The organism is Afifella sp. IM 167 (genome assembly GCF_020144925.1).
Taxonomy (GTDB): domain Bacteria; phylum Pseudomonadota; class Alphaproteobacteria; order Rhizobiales; family Afifellaceae; genus Afifella.
The window spans coordinates 99,235-120,450 of sequence record NZ_NSLC01000002.1; the positions used below are offsets into that span (position 1 = coordinate 99,235).

The window sequence follows — 21,216 nt, forward strand, 5'->3', positions numbered from 1 at the left end:
GGGGCGCGGCCCTGAAGCGGATGGGGAGCGAAGCGATGCCGACCAATGAAGCCGCTCTGGCCGTGCCGGCCGGATACGACGTGGAAAGGGTGCGCGCGGATTTCCCCGCTCTGGCGCGGGAAGTCTACGGCAAGCCTCTCGTCTATCTCGACAACGGCGCCTCGGCCCAGAAGCCACAGGCCGTCATCGACGCGGTGACGAACGCCTATACGAACACCTATTCCAACGTCCATCGAGGCCTTCACTTCCTCTCCAACGCGGCGACGGAAGCCTATGAGGATGCCCGCGAGGCCGTGCGCGCCTTCCTCAACGCTCCCTCCGTGGACGAGATCATCTTCACGCGCTCCGCGACTGAATCCATCAATCTCGTCGCGGCGTCCTTTGGCCGGATGGCGATCGGCGAGGGCGACGAGATCGTGCTCTCCATCATGGAGCACCATTCCAACATCGTGCCGTGGAACTACCACCGCGAACGCGCCGGCGCCGTCATCCGCTGGGTGCCGCTCGCCGAGGATGACAGCTTCGATCTCGAAGCCTTCGAGCAGCTTTTGACCGAGCGCACCCGGATCGTCGCGGTGACCCACCTGTCCAACGTGACCGGCACGGTGGTCCCCGTGAAAGAGGTATGCCGCATCGCCCATGAGCGGGGCATCCCGGTGCTCGTCGACGGCAGCCAGGCCGCAGTCCACCTTCCCGTCGACGTGCAGGATCTCGGTTGCGATTTCTACGTTTTCACCGGCCACAAGACCTATGGGCCGACCGGCATCGGCGCCCTCTGGGCCAGGCGCGAATGGCTGGAGAAGATGCCACCCTTCCTGGGCGGCGGCGAGATGATCAAGGACGTGACCGAGGACGGGGTCACCTACGGAGATCCCCCGCACAAGTTCGAGGCCGGCACGCCGCCGATCGTCCAGGCGATCGGCCTTGCCGCCGGGCTGCGCTACATGGACAGCCTCGGCCGCGCCGCGATCTCCGCCCACGAGGCGGAGCTGAAGGACTACGCCCACGAGCGCCTTTCGGAGATCAATTCCCTCAGGATTTACGGCAACGCGCCAGGCAAGGGAGCGATTGTCTCGTTCAACCTGGAGGGCACGCACCCGCACGACGTCTCGATGATCATCGACCGGGAGGGTGTCGCGGTACGCGCCGGAACCCACTGCGCACAGCCTCTGCTTGCGCGATTCGGCACCACTGCCACCTGTCGTGCGTCTTTCGGCCTCTATAATACGACAGCAGAAGTCGATAAACTCGCACAGGCGCTGATGAAGGCGCAGACCTTCTTCGCCTAAGGCGCTTTGCGCTCAAGGAAACGATCGATGGACGAAGCCACAGCCAAAGACGAGACGTTGGGTGCGGGCACGCAGGCCCCCGAGGCCGCTGCCCCCGAACCAGCTGCGCCCGAAGCCGAGGAGGGGCCCAACTCGCCCGCGTTCGAGGCGGCCGCGATTGCGCCGGAAGAGGTGGAACGCCTCAGCCGCGATATCGTGTCGGCGTTGAAGACCGTCTTCGACCCGGAGATTCCGGCCGACATCTACGAGCTCGGCCTCATCTACAAAGTCGATATCGACGACGGGCGGCACGTCAATATCGACATGACGCTGACGGCGCCCGGTTGTCCGGTCGCGGGCGAGATGCCGATATGGGTCGAGAATGCGGTCGCATCGGTGGAGGGTGTCTCCGGCGCTACCGCGCACATGGTCTTCGACCCGCCCTGGACACCCGAGCGTATGTCGGACGAGGCGAAGGTCGCGATCGGCTGGTGGTAGGGCGCTTTGCAGGGCGACAGCCTGTGCGACAGGTCCCTATCGGGCCTCCCGCGCTAGAAATCTGACTTCAAGAGGCTTACATTAGCGCTATGGCTTTTACCGGATTCCAGGTTCTGACCCTGACGGACGCAGCGTCGGCGCGCGTGCGCGCGATCGTCGAAAACGCGCAGGACGGCGCGGCCGGCATTCGCGTCGGCATCAAGAAGGGCGGCTGCGCCGGCATGGAATATACGATTGACCTCGTGAACGAGGTCGACGGTGCCGATGACGTCGTCGAGGCAGGCGAGGGCGCCAAGGTCTTCATCGACCCGTCAGCGACACTTTTCCTGCTCGGCACGGAGATGGATTTCGAGATGACGAAACTGAGGACCGGTTTCGTCTTCCGCAATCCGAACCAGACCTCCGCCTGCGGTTGCGGCGAGTCGGTCGAGCTGTCGGCGGCAGATCTTTCCGCCTACCAGCATCAGGCGGGCGCCTGAGGCGCCCGACGTCGATGTGATGATGTGAAGATTTGTGCGGGGCCCGAGGGCCCCGTTTTCGTAGCGGCTTACTGCCCGCCAATCCTGACCGGCTGCAACAGGAAAGCCGGCACGTGATCGCCGAAACCGACGGCCTCTTCCTCGCGCTGGCGGCTGGGCTTGCCACGGCCTCCGCGCTCGGACTTGCCGCTCTGCTCGGACTTTCCGGCCTGGTCGGGCTTGGCGCCGCGCTCGCGCTTGTCCTCGCGCTCGGGCCGGGCGCGCTTCTCGCTCTTTTCGCCCTCAGCCGCCGCCGTCTTTTCAGGTTCGGCGCTCTTTTCGGCTTCCGGCTTCTTCTCTGTCCGCTCGCCCCTGCCGCCGCGGGCCGGCTTCTCGTCGCCCGCCGCGTCCTTGCCGCGGCCCCGCGAGCCTGAACGTTCGCCGTCCCTGCCGGAGCGGCGCGAGCGGCGGCGACGCTGATCCTCTTCCACCGGATCGTCGTCGACGGGAGCCTCGAAGCCCTCCAGCGGCACGATCTCGCGCTCGATCAGCTTCTCGATCGAGGAGAGGTACTTTTTCTCTTCCGGCGTGACGAGCGTGTAGGACTCGCCTTTGCGTCCGGCTCGGCCTGTACGCCCGATCCGGTGGACATAGTCCTCCGCATGGGTCGGCACGTCGAAATTGAAGATGTGACTGACCGCAGGAATATCGAGGCCGCGCGCGGCGACGTCGGAAGCCACGAGCAGGCTGATTCGGTTGTCGCGGAAGGATTCCAGCGTTGCCAGACGAGCGTGCTGGTCCATGTCACCGTGCAGCGAACCGGCCGAATAGCCGTGGCGCGCGAGAGAGCGATAAAGCGTCGCCACGTCCCGCTTGCGGTTGCAGAAGATGATCGCGTTGGTGAGGTCTTTTGCCCGGTCGATGAGGGCGCGCAAGGTGACACGCTTTTCGTGCGGCTTGCGCCCGGTGGCGACCCTGAACTGGGCGACGTTCTCTGCCGTCGAGGAGGGCCGCGAGACCTCGACCCGCTCCGGGTCCGTCATGAACTTCTTCGCAAGATGGGCGATCTCGCCAGGCATCGTCGCGGAGAAGAGCAGCGTCTGCGGCTTGCGGGTCGCCGTGATCAGGCCGACGATTCGCTCGATATCGGGGATGAAGCCCATGTCGAGCATACGGTCCGCCTCGTCGATGACGAGGATCTCGACACCGGTGAGAAGCAGTCGTCCCCGCTCGAAATGGTCAAGCAGGCGGCCCGGCGTCGCGATGAGGACATCCGCGCCCCGCGTCAGCTTGCGGTCCTGCTCGTCGAAGGAGATGCCGCCGATGAGGAGAGCCACCGTGAGCTTGTGATTCGCACCATAGCGGCGGAAATTGTCTTCCACCTGTGCGGCAAGCTCGCGAGTCGGTTCGAGAATAAGTGTGCGCGGCATGCGCGCCCGTGCCCGGCCCCTCTCGAGAAGGGTCAGCATCGGCAAAACGAAGGATGCGGTCTTTCCAGTACCCGTTTGGGCAAGGCCGAGAACGTCGCGGCCGTTCATCACATGCGGGATGGCCTGCGCCTGAATAGGCGTCGGATCCGCATAGCCAACGGCATTGACGGCCTGCAAGACCTTATCACTGAGACCGAGTTGATCGAAGCTCATGGAAAATTTCACGCCCGCCGGAAAGGGATCGACGCCGGGCTTTGTACGCCACGGGCAACATAGGTTCCATGCGACATGTGTCAAGCAACGGCTTCAGCACACACCGAAAATGGCAAAACGGCCATTCCGGAGGGGGTGACTCCTCTTTTCTGATCGGCCGAGGTGGGAAAGGTGGATCGGTTCCGCCGCCGATTTCAGGTTGATGTAGGGCATTTGGCTGGCTCAACGCAGGGTATAGCCCTCGTTCCCGGCGCTGGAAGCGGGTCGGCGATGCCGCAGAGAACCACGTAAACAACTTGGTAAGCATCTTTTTCCCGCGTCTGACATGCGGTTCCCGCGCGGTGTTGCAGACGGGAGACAGACACAAACCCACGGCTCTGGTAACCATTTCTCAACCTAGACGGTATGCCTGATGGAGGAATTGATGCGGACGATTCTGCTTTCTACGGCGGCTTTTGCGATGCTCGGCACCGCCGCGATGGCCGCGGACCTGCCGACCTATGAGCCGGCCCCGATGTCACCTGTTGCTGCGCCGACCTATAACTGGACCGGCGGCTATGTCGGCGCGCAGGGTGGCTACGGCTGGTCCGATATCGGCAACGCCTTCGATACGGCCCCCTTCGGTGCCTTCACGGGGCAGCCGGACTACAGCGCCGATGGGTGGCTCCTCGGCATCCTCGCCGGCTACGATTATCAGTGGAACTGGGCCGTCGTCGGTATCCGCGGCGACATCAACTGGGCCGACATCACCGGCAATGACGGTGGCTTCGGCGGCGTCACCGACAGCTTCGAGGGCAACTGGCTGGCGTCGGTCACGGCTCGCCTGGGTGCCGGCATGGACCGCTTCCACCCATATGTTCTCGGTGGTTTCGCCTACTACGACTACGACTACAAGCTCGCCACGGCGGGTGCGAGCGTGAAGCGGGGGGGCGACGCCTTCGGCTGGACCCTGGGCGCGGGCATCGAGATCGCGGTGACCGACAACATCTCGGTCTCCGGCGAGTATCGCCACTACTGGTTCAACGACGAGAACCTGACCTTCCCGGCGACGGGCGGTATCGCCAACCAGCGCATCAATGTCGATCCGGATCTCGACACCTTCATGGTCGGCGTGAACTGGCGCTTCGGCGGCCCGGCCGGCCCGGTGATGGCCAACTACTGAACTTTCTGACACCGGTCCGACTTGCAGCCGGCGGCCTTGGCCGCCGGTTTTTTTGTGCGCGGAATTCCACTTGCTCTCGCGCGGCCCGTCTCTTGTCTTGCGCTCCCCGATCCCCGATCCCCGATCCCCGATTGCCAGGAGTGCCGTGGCTGGAGCGCGTTCGCGCTCCGGCCGCCGGCATTGCGGTGCCGGCTAATTAATAAAACGTTACCGTACTCTTTTTCCGCTGTGTTGCATGCTTGTGACAGACGCGGCCGTGCGGGACTGATAGGTACTTCTCAGTTTCCCACGATGGAGTTTGAAATGAGAAAGATCCTTCTGGCGACTTCGGCGCTGGTTCTGTCGGGCGGCGCGGCCTTCGCGGCCGATCTGCCGACCTACGAGCCGGCCCCGGTCGCAGCCGTCGCTGCCCCGATGTACAACTGGACCGGCGGCTACGTCGGCCTTCAGACCGGCTGGGCCTGGTCGAGCGTCGAGACCGACTATAACTTCGCACCCGTTGGCGGTCCGGCCGGCAGCTTCGATTTCGACTCGGACGGCTGGACGCTCGGCGCACGCGCCGGCTACGACTATCAGTGGAACTGGGCCGTCCTCGGCCTGCAGGGCGACATCAACTGGCTGGACGTCGACGGCAACGGCACCGGCGGCACGACGGTCGTCAACGGCATGGAAGCCAATTGGCTTGCCAGCCTGACGGCGCGCGTCGGTGCAGGCATCGACCGCTTCCATCCCTACCTCCTCGGCGGTGTTGCCTATGTCGACTACGAGCACAACAACACGTACGGCGTGGCAGGGCTCACGGCGTCGGATGACGATGGCGACTTTGGCTGGACGCTCGGCGCCGGCCTGGAAGTGGCCGTGACGGACAACATCTCCGTCACCGGCGAGTACCGCCACTACTGGTTCGACGACAAGAACATCGCTTATGCCAACGGTTCGACCGCCAAGTTCGACACGGACATGGACGCCTTCACGGTCGGTGTGAACTGGCGCTTCGGCGGCTCGGCGATGTCCAACTACTGACCGCAAATCCCGGTTTCAAACCCGGAAATTGCTCGACCGGCGGCTCTGCCGCCGGTCTTTTTTTGTCCACATTTCCGGCGCCGGATGGCGTCGATGAGGGCGCGCGGATAGCGCGACACCGCATGGTTCTGCGAATAACTGGCCCCATTAATTCTTCTTAATAAACAGTGAATTACGGGCGGAAATTAGCCTAAAATGTGATGTGTTTTTCGGGTCACAGCCGCACCCCTGCAGGCGTGCTAGATGATCACCGTCTCAGAACCAGAAAGAGGCTTTCAATGCAGACGTACATGCGTAGCACCCTGATCTCGACCGCCGCGCTCGCCCTTCTCGGCAGCACGGCCATGGCCGCCGACCTGCCCAGCTATGAGCCCGCACCGGCGGCGCCGGCGGCTCCGGTCTCCGCGCCCGGATACAATTGGACCGGCGGATATGTCGGCCTGCAGGGCGGCTATGGCTGGTCGAACGTCGACAGCGCGTACAGCTATGTCACCACCCCGGCCGCCGGCAGTCTCGACTTCGACGCCGATGGCTGGATTCTCGGCCTGGGCGCCGGCTACGACTATCAGTGGAACTGGGCCGTCGTCGGCATCCATGGCGATGTCAGCTGGCTTGACGTCGACGGCAATGGCAGCAACGGCGTCGTGACCAACGGCCAGGAGGCCGACTGGATGGCGACCATGACCGCGCGCGTCGGCGCCGGCATGGACCGCTTCATGCCCTATCTCCTGGGCGGCGTTGCCTATGTCGACTACCAGAACACCAACAGCTATCCGGCCGGTGGCCTTGCGGCCAAGGACGACGATGGCGATTTCGGTTGGACGCTGGGCGGCGGTCTGGAAGTGGCCGTGACGGACAATGTCTCGATCTCCGGCGAGTACCGGCACTATTGGCTGGACGACAAGCGCATCACCTACGGCGATGGCTCCACGGCGACCTTCGACAGCGACATGGACACCTTCACGGTGGGCGTGAACTGGCGCTTCGGCGGCCCCGCCGGCGGCGTCATGGGCTACTAGTCAGATAAAGCCAGCCTTCGGGTTGGTGGAGAGCCGGCGGCTTCGGCCGCCGGCTTTTTTTGTGCGCGGAACGACCGGGGCGGGAGGTGAGGGCAGCCGGCCCTGTCGTCCATTCTGGCAGATTTCAGACGTCGATGAGTTCGTCGGAAGCGAAGGCGGCGCGGTCCTGGATGAAGGCGAAGCGCGCTTCCGGCTTGTTGCCCATCAGCGAGGCGACGGCATCGCGGGCAGCCGCCGCGTCCTCTTCCAGGACGACCACCTTCAAGAGGGTGCGCCGGGCGGGATCCATCGTCGTCTCTTTCAGCTGCGCCGGCATCATCTCGCCGAGGCCCTTGAAGCGGCTGACCTCCACCTTGCCGCGGACGGAGAACTCGCTCTGCAGCAGCTCCTCGCGGTGCCGGTCGTCGCGCGCATACAGCACCTTGCCCCCCTGCGAGAGCCGGAAGAGGGGCGGCACGGCGAGATAGACATGGCCCCGCCGGATCGCCTCGGGCATTTCGCGGAAGAGGAAGGTGATCAGCAGCGAGGCGATATGGGCGCCGTCCACATCGGCATCCGTCATGATGATGATCTTGCCGTAGCGAAGATCCTCGTCGCGGTACTTGGCGCCCGTGCCGCAGCCGAGCGCCTGGATGAGGTCGGAGAGCTGCTGGTTCTGCGAGAGCTTCTCGCGCCCGGCGCTCGCCACGTTGAGGATCTTGCCTCTGAGGGGCAGGATCGCCTGGGTGCGCCGGTTGCGCGCCTGCTTGGCCGAGCCGCCGGCCGAATCGCCCTCCACGATGAAGAGCTCGGTATCTTCCCGGTCCGAGGCCGTGCAGTCGGCGAGCTTGCCGGGCAGGCGGAGCTTGCGGGTGGCGCTCTTGCGCGAGATCTCCTTCTCGCGGCGGCGGCGCAGCCGCTCCTCGGCCCGGTCGACCACCCAGTCGAGAAGCTGGGCGGCCTGGTTCGGCGAAGCGGCGAGAAAATGATCGAACGCATCGCGAATGGCGTTGTCGACGATGCGCGAGGCTTCGTTCGAAGCCAGCCGGTCCTTGGTCTGGCCGACGAATTCCGGCTCGCGGATGAAGACCGACAGCATGCCGCCGAGCGAGGTCATCACGTCGTCGGAATTGATCGCCGCGGCGCGCTTGTTGCCGGTGAGCTCGCCATGCGCCTTGAGGGAGCGGGTGAGGGCGGTTCGCAAGCCCGCCTCGTGCGTGCCGCCCTCCGGTGTCGGCACGGTATTGCAATAGGAGCGCAGGAAGCCGTCGCCGGCGAACCAGGAAATCGCCCATTCGACGGCGCCGTGGCCGCCGTGATTCTCCGTCCGGCCGGAGAAGATCTCGCCGATACGGGTCTCACCGACGAGCTGGGTGTCGAGATAATCGCGCAGGCCCCCGGGGAATCGAAAAACGGCCTTTTCCGGCACTTCGCTCTTGGGTGCGATGATCGCCGGATCGCAGGACCAGCGAATCTCCACGCCGCCGAAGAGATAGGCCTTTGAGCGTGCCATGCGCAGGATGCGATCGGGCTCGAAGACGGCGCGGGCCCCGAAGATGTCCGGATCGGGCCGAAAGCGGATGCGGGTGCCGCGCCGGTTCGGCGCCTCGCCGACTTCCTGCAGAGGCCCGAGCGGCGTGCCGCGGGCAAATTCCTGCCGGTAGAGACGCCTGTTGCGCGCCACCTCCACTTCGAGGCGCTCGGCCAGCGCGTTGACGACGGAAACGCCGACGCCATGCAGGCCACCGGAGGTCTCATAGACCTTGGAGTTGAACTTTCCGCCCGCATGCAGCGTCGTCATGATGACTTCGAGCGCGGAGCGGTCCGGGAATTTCGGGTGCTTGTCGACCGGGATGCCGCGGCCGTTGTCGGAGACGGTGAGATAGCCCTCGGCGTCGAGCGAGACCTCGATGAAGCTGGCATGGCCGGCGACGGCCTCGTCCATCGAATTGTCGATCACCTCGGCGAAGAGGTGGTGCATCGCCTTTTCGTCGGTGCCGCCGATATACATGCCCGGCCGCCGGCGTACCGGCTCCAGGCCCTCCAGCACCTCGATCTCGGCGGCCGAATAGTTTCCCCCGGCGATCTCGGCGGGCTTTGCCGCCTTGCGCTTTGCCGTGGCCGGCCGAGGGGTCTCCTCGCGGACCTCACCTTGCGGCCGACCCGAGAATAGGTCGTCGGCTCGTTCCATTGCGCTTCCGCCTCGATTCGAATCAGGCCCCGATGTTGCCACGCTATCGCTTCTCCTGCGACTTTATCGCCCTTGAGGTGGAGGATTGGGGACGGCCGGGCAAGGGCCCGTCGCCACTCGCCGTCTCCTCCCTTTCCCGGAGGCGCAGCGCGCCATCAAGCGCGGGGCAGGGACATACATGCCGGCCGCTGGCACTGGCCGGCATTGAAACGGAGCCTCCCGAGTCCGGCAAAACCGGCAAAAAAGGTCGCCTGATTCGGGAGGGCGATAGGGGGTAGCCGACAGGGCAATGAAGGCCTTTTCGGGTGCGCGCATGGATCCTAGTCGGCCACCGCCCAACGCCTGAAGTCTACTGCATGAGCTGTCGCGAGGCTGTGGGCATGCCGACACAGCGACCGAAAAACGCGGCCTGTCCACAGCGTGGCTGGTGTCAGGCTTGCGCCAGCAGCGCGGCAGGGTGCGGCCGATTCTCCTCGACGGCATGCCATGGGGCTTACCGGCGCTCGCCCGGGGCTCTCGTTCCCCGCATCATTCGTCGGTATGGGGCAGGGCACGCCGCAAAAGAAAAGGGGAGGCACGCAGGCCTCCCCTCGGAAGTGATCGGTCGGGAGCGGGCCGGAGCCCGCGCCGCTTACACCGAGTAGTACATCTCGAATTCGATCGGATGCGGGGTCTGCTCGTAGCGGATGTTCTGCTCGCGCAGCAGGTCGAGATAGGCCTCGATCTGATCTTCGTCGAAGACGCCACCGGCCGTCAGGAACTCGTGATCGGCTTCCAGCGAAGAGATTGCTTCACGCAGCGAACCGCACACGGTCGGGATGTCCTTCAGCTCCTCCGGCGGCAGATCGTAGAGGTCCTTGTCCATCGGGTCGCCCGGATGGATCCGGTTCTTGATACCGTCGAGGCCGGCCATCAGCATGGCGGAGAAGGCGAGATACGGGTTCGCCGCCGGGTCCGGGAAACGGATCTCCATGCGCTTCGCCTTCGGCGAGTTGGTGTAGGGGATACGGCAGGAGGCGGAGCGATTGCGCGCCGAATAGGCGAGCAGCACCGGAGCCTCGTAGCCCGGGACCAGACGCTTGTAGGAGTTGGTGGTCGGGTTGGTGAAGGCGTTGAGCGCCTTGGCGTGCTTCAGGATGCCGCCGATGTAGAACAGGCACTCCTCCGACAGGTCGGCGTACTGGTTGCCGGCGAAAACCGGGTTGCCGTCCTTCCAGATGGACTGGTGGCAATGCATGCCCGTGCCGTTGTCGCCGAAGACCGGCTTCGGCATGAAGGTCGCCGTCTTGCCGTAGGCGGCGGCCGCCTGATGGATGCAGTATTTGTAGATCTGCAGCTTGTCGGCGACGCGCACGAGCGTGTCGAACTTCATGCCGAGCTCATGCTGGGCGGAGCCGACCTCGTGATGGTGCTTTTCGACGTCGACGCCCATCTCCGCCATGTACATCAGCATGTCGGAGCGCAGGTCCTGCGCCGAATCGATCGGCGGCACCGGGAAGTAGCCACCCTTGGTGCGCACGCGGTGGCCCATATTGCCACCCTCGTACTCGGTCCACTGGTTGGTCGGCAGCTCGATGGAGTCGAGCATGAAGCCGGTGTTGTAGGGGGTCGCCGAGAAGCGCACGTCGTCGAAGATGAAGAACTCGGCCTCGGGACCGAAGAAGGCGGTGTCGCCCACACCGGTCGACTGCAGGTAGGCGAGGGCCTTCTTGGCGGTCGTGCGCGGGTCGCGGTTGTAGGGCTCGCCCGTGGACGGCTCGAGGATGTCGCAGAAGACGGCGAGGGTCGGCTGCGCGAAGAACGGGTCGATGACGGCCGTCTCCGGGTCCGGCATCAGCGTCATGTCGCTTTCGTTGATGGCCTTCCAGCCGGCGATGGAGGAGCCGTCGAACATGACGCCTTCGGCAAACATGTCCTCGTCGACGATCGAGACATCCATCGTCACGTGCTGCATCTTCCCGCGCGGATCGGTAAAGCGCAGGTCGACATATTTCACATCGTTGTCCTTGATCATCTTCAGGACATCGGAAGCATTGCTCATGAGTGTCACCTTCTATTCGAATGGGCAGAAATCAGAGGGAGGTGGGTCCGGCCGGAACGGCCGTTGATCCTAGATGGCTTCGGCGCCGGTCTCACCGGTGCGAATGCGGATGGCTTCCTCGACATTGGAGATGAAAATCTTCCCGTCGCCGATGCGGCCGGTCTGCGCAGCATTGCGGATCGCGTCCACCGCGCGCTCGACGAGATCGTCGGGCAGGACCACTTCCACTTTCACCTTGGGCAGGAAGTCGACGACATATTCCGCGCCGCGATAGAGCTCCGTATGGCCCTTCTGGCGGCCGAACCCCTTGGCCTCTGTCACTGTGATACCCTGTAATCCTACTTCCTGCAGCGCCTCCTTCACCTCGTCGAGTTTGAACGGTTTGATGATCGCTTCGATCTTCTTCATATCGCGGGAAACTCCCAGGGCCGTGAGCGTCGTCTTCGCTCCCACCGCCCCTCAGCAGGAAGCATGCCAGCTCGCTGCACGAATGGAGGGGCCGAGAGAGAAAGTCTGGGGCGGCGGAGGCGCGGCCTGCGTCCAATTCCGCGCCGGCAGTGCGCCTAACAATAGGGCATTTGCACAATGAATGAACAACCCAATGGTGCCGCTATCCTCACCCTTTTGACTCCGGACGAAATGGGGGCGGCCGATCATGCGGCAATCGATGGCGGAATTGCGGGCATCGAACTGATGGAGAATGCCGGCCTCGCCGTGGCCGACCGCGCGGGCGAGCTGTGTCCATTTGCCGGACGTGTCATCGTTCTGGCCGGGCCGGGTAACAATGGCGGCGACGGCTTCGTCGCCGCGCGCCTTCTCGCCAGGCGGGGATATCGTGTGCGTCTCGCTCTCCTCGGATCGCGCGCGAGGCTTGCCGGCGACGCCGCGATCGCTGCCTCGCGCTGGGAAGGGGAAGTCGAGCCTCTTCATTCGGGCATCGTCCTTTCGGCCGATCTCATCATCGATGCGCTGTTCGGAGCGGGGCTCGCGCGGCCGCTTGAGGGCGATGTCGCGGCCCTCGTCGAGGCCGTCAACGCCTGCGGCGTTCCGGTGCTTGCCGTCGATCTGCCGAGCGGCATCGACGGCAGGACGGGCGAGACAAAAGGCGCCGCGATCCGCGCCGCCGCGAGCGTCACCTTTTTTCGCAGGAAGCCGGGCCATCTCCTTCTGCCGGGCCGCGAGCATTGTGGGCGCCTTGCGCTGGCCGATATCGAAATTCCGGACGACGCCCTCGGCTCACTCGAAATCCGCCTCCATGCCAACGAGCCGCCGCTCTGGCGCGAGACGCTGCGCTGGCCCGAACCGTCCGGCCATAAATATTCCCGGGGCCATGCCGTCGTCGTCTCCGGTCCCGCCCACCAGACGGGCGCGGCAAGGCTTGCAGCCCGCGCGGCACTCCGGATCGGCGCCGGTCTCGTCAGTGTCGCCGCCACGCCGGAGGCGATGCCGGAGCTTGCCGCACACCTCACCGCCGTCATGATCAAGCCAGCGGCCGATGCCGCCGAGCTCGCGAGCCTCCTCTCCGACGCGCGCCTTAATGCCGTGCTGATCGGCCCGGGCGCCGGCATCAGCGAGGAGACGCGCCGGAAGGTTCTGGCCTGCCTTGAGAGCAAGGCGGCCGTCATCCTCGACGCCGACGCGATCTCCAGTTTCGCCGGCAAGGCCGAATTGCTGTTCGGCGCCGCGCGGGCGCGCTCGGCGCCGGTCTTCCTGACGCCGCATGCCGGAGAGTTCTCCCGGCTTTTCCCGGATCTCTCGCCAGATGCCGACAAGGTGGCCAAGGCACGCGCCGCCGCCGAGCGGGCAGGCGCCATTGTGGTGCTCAAGGGCGCCGATACGGTCATCGCCGCGCCAGACGGGTGGGCCTCGATCAACGAGAACGGCTCGCCCTGGCTCGCGACGGCGGGCACGGGCGATGTTCTTGCCGGCATGGTGACCGGGCTCGCCGCCCAGCGCGTGCCGGCCTTCGAGGCCGCCTCGGCCGCAGTCTGGATGCACGCAGAGGCCGCGCGCCGTTTTGGACCCGGCCTCATATCGGAGGATCTGGCGGATTTGCTGCCGCCGGTTCTTGGCGGTCTGCAACCCTGAGGCGAGTCGGGGTTCTGCTCTCAAATTAACCACGGGCTGACTCAGGGATGTCGTTAAGCGGCAGTTTACGCTATGAAAGGCCGCAGGAGCTGTCGGATGCGCATGAGGCCATCCATCCGGCGGTAGCTTCAACTCGCTGCACCTAAAATTGTGACCTCTGCCCTCTTCGGAGGGCTTTTCTTTTCCCCATTCCGCCGCCACCTTGTGTGCCAAGGTGGACATGATATAGAGCCCCGGCCCTGGCAGGGCGCGCCGGCTTTCGGTTAGTAGCGGGCGTGGTGGAACTGGTAGACACGCTTGGTTTAGGTCCAAGTGCCTAACAGCTTGGGGGTTCGAGTCCCTCCGCCCGCACCACGCCCCCGACCATCCGCGGCGCGACCAGTCTCCAAATTCAAACGATGGCCCTTCGGGACCACAAACGCGGCGAGAGTTTCGCCCCACGATCGGGAAAAGGACATGGATATCAACGAGACCCTCTCCGAAGGCCTCAAGCGCGAACTGCGTGTGACTGTGCCGGCGAGCGAGCTCGACGAGCGGCTTGCGGCGCGGCTGGAAGAGCTTCGCGGACAGGTTCGGCTCAAGGGCTTCCGGCCGGGCAAGGTGCCGCCGGACCATCTGAAGCGCCTCTATGGCAAGGCGGCCATGGCAGAGATCGTGGAGAAGATCGTCGCCGAGACGACGCGTAACGCGCTCGCCGAGCGTGGCGAGAAGGCTGCGATGCAGCCGCAGGTGGAGATGACCGAGGACGAGGCCGAGGCGAACGAGATTCTCGCCGCCAGAGCCGACCTCACCTTCACCGTCAATTACGAGATCCTTCCCGAATTCGAGGTCGTTGACATCAAGGGCGTCAAGGTCGAGCGCCCGATCGCCGATGTCTCCGACGAAGAGGTCGAGGAGCGCTTGCAGCAGATCGGCGAGAGCGGCCGTTCCTATGAGGAAGTCAAGCGCAAGGCGAAGGACGGCGACCGCGTCACCATCGGCTATGTCGGCAAGATCGACGGCGAGGCCTTCGAGGGCGGCACGGACGACAACACCCAGATCGTCATCGGTTCCGGTCAGTTCATCCCGGGCTTCGAAGAGAAGCTGAAGGGCCTCAAGGCCGGCGACGAGAAGCCGATCGAGGTGACGTTCCCGCAGAACTATCCGGCCGCGCATCTCGCCGGCAAGGAAGCCGTCTTCGACGTCTCCGTGAAGGAGGTGGCGGCGCCGCAGGAGATCAAGCTCGACGACGAATTCGCCCAGCGTCTCGGTGTCGAATCCATCGAGAAGGTCAAGGAAGCGGTGAAGTCGCAGCTGGAAAGCGAGCACGGATCCGTGACGCGCCAGTCCGTCAAGCGCCAGCTCTTCGACGCGCTGGATGAAAAGCACGACTTTCCGCTGCCGGAGAAGCTGGTCGAGCAGGAGTTCGAGAACATCTGGCGTCAGGTCCTGCACGACGTGGAGCATCACGGCCGTTCCTTCGAGGATGAAGGCACGACGGAGGAAGCCGCTCGGGCCGACTACCAGAAGATCGCCGAGCGGCGCGTGCGCCTCGGCCTTCTCCTGTCACGCATCGGCGAGCAGGCCGAGGTTCAGGTGACCGAGGAGGAGATGCAGCGTGCGCTCTACGAGCAGGTTCGCCGCTACCCCGGTCAGGAAGACCGCGTCGTGGAGCACTACCGCAACAACCCGGACGCCGTGCAGGCGCTGCGCGCGCCGATCTTCGAGGAGAAGGTCGTCGACTATCTGCTGGAGCTCGCCGAGGTCACCGACAAGAAGGTGAGCCGCGAGGAGCTCCTGGCAGCCGAGGAAGAGGACGATCACGACCATCATCACCATCACGAGCACGATCACTGATCGTCTCGGCGTTCTCGGCGATGTGATTGCCGGCGGCTCGCCGCCGGCTTTTGCCTTCGGGCCGCTGCGTCATCCGACCGCGGCAGCGGGGAAGGGCGGTGCCCTTTTGTGTGCTCGAAGCCCTGCCATGTTGTACGCGCCTTTGGCAGATTGCTATGACTCCCTAGATATGCCGAGTCGGATCCCCAATTCCCGCATCTGCGGGCCAAGCGAAGGCCTTTCATGAAAGACCCGATCGAGACCTACATGAACCTCGTGCCGATGGTGGTCGAGCAGACCAACCGGGGCGAGCGCGCATACGACATTTTTTCGCGCCTCCTGAAGGAGCGGATCATCTTCATCACGGGCATGATCGAGGACCATATGGCGACCCTCGTCTGCGCTCAGCTCCTGTTCCTGGAAGCGGAGAACCCGAAGAAGGAGATCGCCATCTACATCAATTCGCCGGGTGGCGTGGTGACCTCCGGCTTCGCGATGTACGACACCATGCAGTTCATCAAGCCGGCCGTTTCCACGCTCTGCGTCGGCCAGGCGGCTTCGATGGGCTCGCTGCTTCTGTGCGCCGGCGAGAAGGACATGCGCTTTGCCCTTCCCAATGCGCGCATCATGGTCCACCAGCCTTCCGGCGGCTTCCAGGGCCAGGCCTCCGACATCGAGCGGCATGCGGAGGACATCATCAAAATGAAGCGTCGCCTCAACGAAATTTACGTGAAGCACACGGGTCAGGAGTACGAGACCGTTGAGCGGACCCTCGATCGTGACTATTTCATGACTGCCGAGCAGGCTCAGGAGTTTGGCCTGATCGACAAGGTGCTGACCAACCGCGCGATCATCGAATCCGGCGGTGAGGGGTGACGCAAGGTTCGCCAAAGGTTGGAAGCCATTAAGTTTATCTTGAAACCGAATGGCCAATGATGGTTCGATGAATGCAATCTGCCGCAGTGCGGCAAAAGACGGCGCCAGCCGGCGATCGAACCCAGTTGGCACGCCGGATGAGGTGACCGATGAGCAAAATCAGCGGTAGCAGCGGGGACAACAAGAACACCCTCTATTGCTCCTTCTGCGGCAAGAGCCAGCACGAGGTGCGCAAGCTGATTGCGGGCCCGACGGTCTTCATCTGCGACGAGTGCGTCGAGCTGTGCATGGACATCATCCGCGAGGAGAACAAATCCTCGCTGGTGAAGTCCGGCGACGGCGTGCCCACGCCGCAGGAGATCTACAACGTCCTGAACGATTATGTGATCGGCCAGACGGGCGCCAAGAAGGTGCTCTCCGTGGCCGTCCACAACCACTACAAGCGCCTCAACCACGCCGCTCGCAACAACGACGTGGAACTGGCGAAGTCGAACATCCTGCTGATCGGACCGACCGGCTGCGGCAAGACCCTTCTTGCCCAGACGCTCGCCCGCATCCTCGATGTTCCCTTCACAATGGCCGACGCCACGACGCTGACGGAAGCCGGCTATGTGGGCGAGGATGTGGAGAACATCATCCTGAAGCTCCTGCAGTCGGCCGACTACAACGTCGAGCGGGCGCAGCGCGGCATCGTCTACATCGACGAGGTCGACAAGATCTCCAGGAAGTCCGACAACCCGTCCATAACCCGCGACGTGTCGGGCGAGGGCGTGCAGCAGGCGCTTCTGAAGATCATGGAAGGCACCGTCGCTTCGGTGCCGCCGCAGGGTGGCCGCAAGCATCCCCAGCAGGAATTCCTGCAGGTCGACACGACGAACATCCTGTTCGTCTGCGGAGGCGCCTTCGCGGGCCTCGACCGGATCATCTCCGATCGCGGACGCAAGACCTCCATCGGCTTCGGTGCCAAGGTCGCCGGTCCTGACGATCGCAAGATCGGCGAGCTCTTCCGCCAGGTGGAGCCGGAGGACCTGTTGAAGTTCGGCCTCATTCCGGAGTTCGTCGGCCGCATGCCGGTCGTCGCGACGCTGGAGGACCTCGACGAGCCCGCGCTCGTCTCCATCCTCACCGATCCGAAGAACGCTCTCGTCAAGCAGTACCAGCGGCTCTTCGAGATGGAGAATGTGGAACTTACCTTCCACGAGGACGCCCTGACCGAGATCGCCAAGAAGGCGATCGAGCGGAAGACCGGCGCCCGCGGCCTGCGCTCCATCATGGAGGCGATTCTTCTGGAGACGATGTTCGATCTTCCGGGCCTTGACGGCGTGGAAGAGGTCGTCATCTCCGCCGATGTCGTCAGCGGCAGCGCACGACCGCTCTACATCTACTCCGAGCGCCACAGCGAGACGCAGAACGCAGGCCGTTCCGCCTGATCTCGGCGCTTTCAAGCCCAGCGCAAGCAGGACCCGTCAGGTTGACATTGCGGGTCCTGCTCTCCACCTACCAGGCAACGCAAGACGCTCGTCTTCCGTGGGCGGCTGACAGCCGCGCGGCCGGGCTTTCCATCGCGGCAGTGGTCGCGGGAGCGAGCATCCACTAAACTCAGATTCGTCGGACCCACCGGCGAACGCGAAGGAATCCCTATGACAGAATCCACTGGTTTCCTCGGATCGGCTGAAGGAGGCGGGATTTACCCGGTCCTTCCACTTCGCGACATCGTCGTCTTTCCGCACATGATCGTTCCCCTCTTCGTCGGGCGGGAAAAGTCGATCAATGCGCTGGAAGAGGTGATGCGGGCGGACAAGATGATCCTGCTCGCCACCCAGAAGGATGCGGGCGACGAGGACCCGTCGCCTGAGCGCATCTACGAGGTCGGAACGCTGGCTTCCGTGCTGCAGCTCCTCAAGCTGCCGGACGGCACGGTGAAGGTGCTCGTGGAGGGCAAGAGCCGCGCCGAGATCAAGCGCTTTTCCGATCGCAAGGACATTTTCGAGGCCGAGGCCGAGGAAATCCCTGAGACGGTTGGCGACGAGGTCGAGGTCGAGGCGCTGTCGCGCTCCGTCGTGGCGGAGTTCGAGAACTACGTGAAGCTCAACAAGAAGGTGAGCCCCGAGGTTCTGACCGCGATCGCCAACATCGAGGATTACGCCAAGCTCGCCGATACGGTCGCCTCGCATCTGGCGATCCGCATTCCGGAGAAGCAGGAGATCCTCGCGCTCACCTCCGCCACCGACCGGCTGGAGAAGGTCCTCGGCCTGATGGAGAGCGAGATCTCCGTCCTGCAGGTGGAAAAGCGCATCCGCTCGCGCGTCAAGCGCCAGATGGAGAAGACGCAGCGCGAGTACTATCTCAACGAGCAGATGAAGGCGATCCAGAAGGAACTCGGCGATTCCGAGGATGGCCGTGACGAACTGCGCGAGTTGGAAGAGCGCGTCGCCAAGACCAAGCTCTCCAAGGAGGCGCGCGAGAAGGCCGATGCGGAGATGAAGAAGCTCCGCCAGATGAGCCCGATGTCGGCCGAGGCCACCGTCGTTCGCAACTATCTGGACTGGCTGCTCGGCATTCCCTGGGGCAAGCGCACGCGCGTCAAGAACGACCTCGCCAATGCCGAATCCGTTCTCGAGACCGATCACTACGGTCTGGAGAAGGTGAAGGAGCGCATCGTCGAGTACCTCGCCGTGCAGAGCCGCGCCAACAAGCTGAAGGGACCGATCCTGTGCCTCGTCGGACCTCCCGGCGTCGGCAAGACCTCGCTCGGCAAGTCGATCGCCAAGGCGACGGGACGCAATTTCGTCCGGATGTCGCTCGGCGGCGTGCGCGACGAAGCGGAAATCCGGGGCCATCGGCGGACCTATATCGGCTCCATGCCGGGCAAGGTCATTCAGTCGATGCGCAAGGCAAAGAAGTCCAACCCGCTCTTCCTGCTCGACGAGATCGACAAAATGGGCATGGATTTCCGCGGCGATCCCTCATCCGCTCTGCTGGAGGTCCTCGATCCGGAGCAGAATTCCTCCTTCATGGATCACTACCTGGAGGTGGAGTACGACCTTTCCGACGTCATGTTCGTGACGACGGCGAATACGCTGAACATCCCGCCGGCCCTGATGGACCGCATGGAGATCATCCGTATCGCCGGCTACACCGAAGACGAGAAGATCGAGATCGCCCGCCGGCACCTGCTGCCGAAGTCGGAGAAGAACCACGGCCTGCGCAAGGGCGAGTTCTCCATCGACGATGAGGCGCTGAGGACCATGATCCGCCGCTATACGCGGGAGGCCGGCGTCCGCAATCTGGAGCGGGAGCTTGCGACCATCGCCCGCAAGGCGGTCAAGAAGCTCCTGACGGGCGAAGAGAAGTCGATCGCTGTGACGGCCGACAATCTGTCTGACTTCCTCGGCGTGGCGCGCTATCGCTTCGGCGAGGCGGAGCGTGAGGACATGGTCGGTGTCGTCACCGGCCTGGCCTGGACGGAAGTCGGCGGCGACCTTCTGACGATCGAAGGCGTCATGATGCCCGGCAAGGGCAAGATGACCGTCACGGGCAACCTGCGCGACGTGATGAAGGAATCGATTTCGGCGGCGGCCTCCTATGTCCGCTCGCGCGCCGTCGATTTCGGCATCGAGCCGCCGCTCTTTGACCGCAAGGACATCCATGTGCATGTCCCGGAGGGCGCGACCCCGAAGGATGGCCCGTCGGCGGGCATTGCGATGGTGACGGCGATCGTCTCGATCATGACCGGCATTCCGGTCCGCCGCGACGTCGCCATGACCGGCGAGATCACGCTGCGTGGCCGCGTCCTGCCCATCGGCGGTCTCAAGGAGAAGCTCCTGGCGGCGCTCCGCGGCGGCATCAAGATGGTGCTGATCCCCGAGGACAACGCCAAGGATCTCGCCGAGATCCCGGACAACGTGAAGAGTGGGCTGGAGATCATCCCGGTTGCTCGCATGGACGAGGTGCTCCGTCATGCCCTGGTGCGTGAGCCGGTGGCGATCGAATGGAGCGAGGTGAAGGACGAGCCGAAACGCTCCGATGTCGCCGACGAAGAAGCCTCTTCCGGCATGATTGCGCACTAAGTGCACCTTTGATCCCAAACGGCCCGGAACCTTCCGGGCCGTTTGCCGTTCAAAGAGGCTAAAACGCGCTGTTTTCTTGAGGATTTCGACCTTTTTCCGCGCGGGATCGTTAGCTGCGATGCTAAGGTGCCGCCTCGAATCGCTGGTCCATTGAAGGGAGATATATGATGAATAAAGGCGAACTGGCTGCCGCTGTGGCCGATCAGACCAATCTGTCGAAGGCGCAGGCCGGTGAAGCGGTTGACGCGGTTTTCGACTGCATCACCGATGCGCTGAAGAAGGGCCAGGAAGTGCGCGTTCTCGGGTTTGGAAATTTCTCCATCTCCCAGCGCGCCGCGAGCACGGGCCGCAATCCGCAGACGGGCGAGAAGATCCAGATCAAGGCTTCCAAGCAGGCCAAGTTCAAGCCCGGCAAGGGCCTGAAAGACGCGGTGAACGGCTAGCCCGCACCGCCGGACGGGAGGTCGGCCCCCCGGCCTCTCCCGCTCCGCCTGAAGGCGGGGCATTCCTTTTCACCCAGCCCATCAGAGCCCTGCCGCTTGTCAGCGGCGAACCTGCCTTATAGACGGATGAGGCGGGCGGTTAGCTCAGTTGGTAGAGCATCTCGTTTACACCGAGAGGGTCGGCAGTTCGAGCCTGTCACCGCCCACCATGTCTGCCTGGGAGCTTCATGCTGACAGGGGGATTTGGTGCATCCGCCGCGACACGATGAGGCCTATTGCGACGAACTTGTCGTCGGGCCCCTCGCTTCGCTTGACAGGGTCTTCTGGCTGACCTATCTCGCCGACGCGCCGAGCGCAGTCGGTTTTGCCAGACAGCGCAATCGCGCCACCCGCGGGGGTGTAGCTCAGTTGGTTAGAGTGCCGGCCTGTCACGCCGGAGGTCGCGGGTTCGAGCCCCGTCACTCCCGCCATTTTCTTCTCGGCCAATCTTGGTCCGACGAGGCCGGTCATTTGACCGGCCTTTTTGCGTTTCGGCCTTCGCGCCCGTTCCGCCAATAGCGCTCGTTTCACCGTCAGCATCTGCTTATTCGCACCTTCCTAAGCGCTTCGCCGATGGCCGGGGGCGATAGCGCGGTCCAGTTC

16 protein-coding genes and 3 tRNA genes are annotated in these 21,216 nt (G+C 64.1%); 15 read left to right on the forward strand and 4 right to left on the reverse strand.

What is annotated here, in order from left to right:
* The first annotated feature begins 35 nt into the window (after window positions 1-35).
* The 3 genes from CLD20_RS03065 to sufA all read left to right on the forward strand — a co-directional run bounded on the left by CLD20_RS03065 (window position 36) and on the right by sufA (window position 2,245).
* A complete protein-coding gene (locus CLD20_RS03065; protein WP_224405131.1) occupies window positions 36-1,289 on the forward strand; it encodes a cysteine desulfurase in 1,254 nt (417 codons plus the stop codon).
* A 27-nt stretch (window positions 1,290-1,316) separates the two neighbouring features.
* Window positions 1,317-1,766, forward strand: a complete 450-nt coding sequence (locus tag CLD20_RS03070; RefSeq protein ID WP_224405132.1) for an SUF system Fe-S cluster assembly protein — start codon at window positions 1,317-1,319, stop codon at window positions 1,764-1,766.
* Window positions 1,767-1,855: 89 nt separating this feature from the next.
* Window positions 1,856-2,245, forward strand: coding sequence for a Fe-S cluster assembly scaffold SufA (gene sufA, locus CLD20_RS03075; RefSeq protein ID WP_224405133.1), 390 nt, complete (start codon window positions 1,856-1,858; stop codon window positions 2,243-2,245).
* Window positions 2,246-2,313: 68 nt separating this feature from the next.
* On the opposite strand, the gene CLD20_RS03080 is transcribed toward sufA, so the two are convergent.
* Window positions 2,314-3,867, reverse strand: a complete 1,554-nt coding sequence (locus tag CLD20_RS03080; protein WP_224405134.1) for a DEAD/DEAH box helicase — start codon at window positions 3,865-3,867, stop codon at window positions 2,314-2,316.
* 424 nt (window positions 3,868-4,291) lie between these two features.
* On the opposite strand from CLD20_RS03080, the gene CLD20_RS03085 reads away from it, so the two are divergent.
* From CLD20_RS03085 to CLD20_RS03095, 3 genes are all read left to right on the forward strand, one after another.
* A complete protein-coding gene (locus CLD20_RS03085; protein ID WP_224405135.1) occupies window positions 4,292-5,029 on the forward strand; it encodes an outer membrane protein in 738 nt (245 codons plus the stop codon).
* Window positions 5,030-5,332: 303 nt separating this feature from the next.
* Window positions 5,333-6,052 carry an outer membrane protein gene (locus CLD20_RS03090; RefSeq protein WP_224405136.1) on the forward strand — a complete coding sequence of 240 codons (720 nt, stop codon included), beginning with the start codon at window positions 5,333-5,335 and terminating at the stop codon, window positions 6,050-6,052.
* Between the two features lie 290 nt (window positions 6,053-6,342).
* Window positions 6,343-7,071, forward strand: a complete 729-nt coding sequence (locus CLD20_RS03095; protein ID WP_224405137.1) for an outer membrane protein — start codon at window positions 6,343-6,345, stop codon at window positions 7,069-7,071.
* 124 nt (window positions 7,072-7,195) lie between these two features.
* Here the strand turns inward: CLD20_RS03095 and parE are convergent, their stop codons facing one another.
* The 3 genes from parE to CLD20_RS03110 all read right to left on the reverse strand — a co-directional run bounded on the left by parE (window position 7,196) and on the right by CLD20_RS03110 (window position 11,690).
* Window positions 7,196-9,241, reverse strand: a complete 2,046-nt coding sequence (parE, locus tag CLD20_RS03100; protein WP_224405138.1) for a DNA topoisomerase IV subunit B — start codon at window positions 9,239-9,241, stop codon at window positions 7,196-7,198.
* A 631-nt stretch (window positions 9,242-9,872) separates the two neighbouring features.
* Window positions 9,873-11,282: a type I glutamate--ammonia ligase gene (glnA, locus tag CLD20_RS03105; protein ID WP_224405139.1), complete on the reverse strand. Its 1,410-nt coding sequence runs from the start codon at window positions 11,280-11,282 to the stop codon at window positions 9,873-9,875.
* 69 nt (window positions 11,283-11,351) lie between these two features.
* A complete protein-coding gene (locus CLD20_RS03110) occupies window positions 11,352-11,690 on the reverse strand; it encodes a P-II family nitrogen regulator (protein WP_224405140.1) in 339 nt (112 codons plus the stop codon).
* 177 nt (window positions 11,691-11,867) lie between these two features.
* On the opposite strand from CLD20_RS03110, the gene CLD20_RS03115 reads away from it, so the two are divergent.
* From CLD20_RS03115 to CLD20_RS03155, 9 genes are all read left to right on the forward strand, one after another.
* Entirely contained in the window at window positions 11,868-13,370 is a 1,503-nt protein-coding gene (locus CLD20_RS03115; protein ID WP_224405141.1) for an NAD(P)H-hydrate dehydratase, read from the forward strand.
* Window positions 13,371-13,639: 269 nt separating this feature from the next.
* Window positions 13,640-13,724 (forward strand) — tRNA-Leu (locus CLD20_RS03120).
* A gap of 102 nt (window positions 13,725-13,826) precedes the next feature.
* Complete coding sequence (tig, locus tag CLD20_RS03125) at window positions 13,827-15,206, forward strand: trigger factor (RefSeq protein WP_224405142.1); 1,380 nt, start codon at window positions 13,827-13,829, stop codon at window positions 15,204-15,206.
* A gap of 222 nt (window positions 15,207-15,428) precedes the next feature.
* A complete protein-coding gene (locus CLD20_RS03130; RefSeq protein WP_224405143.1) occupies window positions 15,429-16,061 on the forward strand; it encodes an ATP-dependent Clp protease proteolytic subunit in 633 nt (210 codons plus the stop codon).
* 149 nt (window positions 16,062-16,210) lie between these two features.
* Entirely contained in the window at window positions 16,211-17,491 is a 1,281-nt protein-coding gene (gene clpX, locus CLD20_RS03135; protein ID WP_224405144.1) for an ATP-dependent Clp protease ATP-binding subunit ClpX, read from the forward strand.
* 210 nt (window positions 17,492-17,701) lie between these two features.
* Window positions 17,702-20,131, forward strand: a complete 2,430-nt coding sequence (lon, locus tag CLD20_RS03140) for an endopeptidase La (RefSeq protein ID WP_224405145.1) — start codon at window positions 17,702-17,704, stop codon at window positions 20,129-20,131.
* 167 nt (window positions 20,132-20,298) lie between these two features.
* The gene (locus CLD20_RS03145; RefSeq protein ID WP_224405146.1) at window positions 20,299-20,574 is read left to right on the forward strand and encodes an HU family DNA-binding protein; all 276 of its coding nucleotides are present in this window, start codon (window positions 20,299-20,301) and stop codon (window positions 20,572-20,574) included.
* Between the two features lie 133 nt (window positions 20,575-20,707).
* Window positions 20,708-20,783 (forward strand) — tRNA-Val (locus CLD20_RS03150).
* Between the two features lie 184 nt (window positions 20,784-20,967).
* A tRNA-Asp gene (locus tag CLD20_RS03155) sits at window positions 20,968-21,044 on the forward strand.
* Window positions 21,045-21,216: the final 172 nt, after the last annotated feature.

What these genes read in the sequence shown, in the direction of transcription:
- sufA (WP_224405133.1), top strand. Translation starts at nt 1,856, where the DNA reads ATGGCTTTTACCGGATTCCAGGTTCTGACCCTGACGGACGCAGCGTCG.
- CLD20_RS03080 (WP_224405134.1), bottom strand. Translation starts at nt 3,867, where the DNA reads ATGAGCTTCGATCAACTCGGTCTCAGTGATAAGGTCTTGCAGGCCGTC.
- CLD20_RS03095 (WP_224405137.1), top strand. Translation starts at nt 6,343, where the DNA reads ATGCGTAGCACCCTGATCTCGACCGCCGCGCTCGCCCTTCTCGGCAGC.
- CLD20_RS03090 (WP_224405136.1), top strand. Translation starts at nt 5,333, where the DNA reads ATGAGAAAGATCCTTCTGGCGACTTCGGCGCTGGTTCTGTCGGGCGGC.
- CLD20_RS03145 (WP_224405146.1), top strand. Translation starts at nt 20,299, where the DNA reads ATGAATAAAGGCGAACTGGCTGCCGCTGTGGCCGATCAGACCAATCTG.
- tig (WP_224405142.1), top strand. Translation starts at nt 13,827, where the DNA reads ATGGATATCAACGAGACCCTCTCCGAAGGCCTCAAGCGCGAACTGCGT.
- CLD20_RS03070 (WP_224405132.1), top strand. Translation starts at nt 1,317, where the DNA reads ATGGACGAAGCCACAGCCAAAGACGAGACGTTGGGTGCGGGCACGCAG.
- CLD20_RS03130 (WP_224405143.1), top strand. Translation starts at nt 15,429, where the DNA reads ATGAAAGACCCGATCGAGACCTACATGAACCTCGTGCCGATGGTGGTC.
- glnA (WP_224405139.1), bottom strand. Translation starts at nt 11,282, where the DNA reads ATGAGCAATGCTTCCGATGTCCTGAAGATGATCAAGGACAACGATGTG.
- CLD20_RS03085 (WP_224405135.1), top strand. Translation starts at nt 4,292, where the DNA reads ATGCGGACGATTCTGCTTTCTACGGCGGCTTTTGCGATGCTCGGCACC.
- CLD20_RS03065 (WP_224405131.1), top strand. Translation starts at nt 36, where the DNA reads ATGCCGACCAATGAAGCCGCTCTGGCCGTGCCGGCCGGATACGACGTG.
- parE (WP_224405138.1), bottom strand. Translation starts at nt 9,241, where the DNA reads ATGGAACGAGCCGACGACCTATTCTCGGGTCGGCCGCAAGGTGAGGTC.
- CLD20_RS03110 (WP_224405140.1), bottom strand. Translation starts at nt 11,690, where the DNA reads ATGAAGAAGATCGAAGCGATCATCAAACCGTTCAAACTCGACGAGGTG.
- CLD20_RS03115 (WP_224405141.1), top strand. Translation starts at nt 11,868, where the DNA reads ATGAATGAACAACCCAATGGTGCCGCTATCCTCACCCTTTTGACTCCG.
- lon (WP_224405145.1), top strand. Translation starts at nt 17,702, where the DNA reads ATGACAGAATCCACTGGTTTCCTCGGATCGGCTGAAGGAGGCGGGATT.
- clpX (WP_224405144.1), top strand. Translation starts at nt 16,211, where the DNA reads ATGAGCAAAATCAGCGGTAGCAGCGGGGACAACAAGAACACCCTCTAT.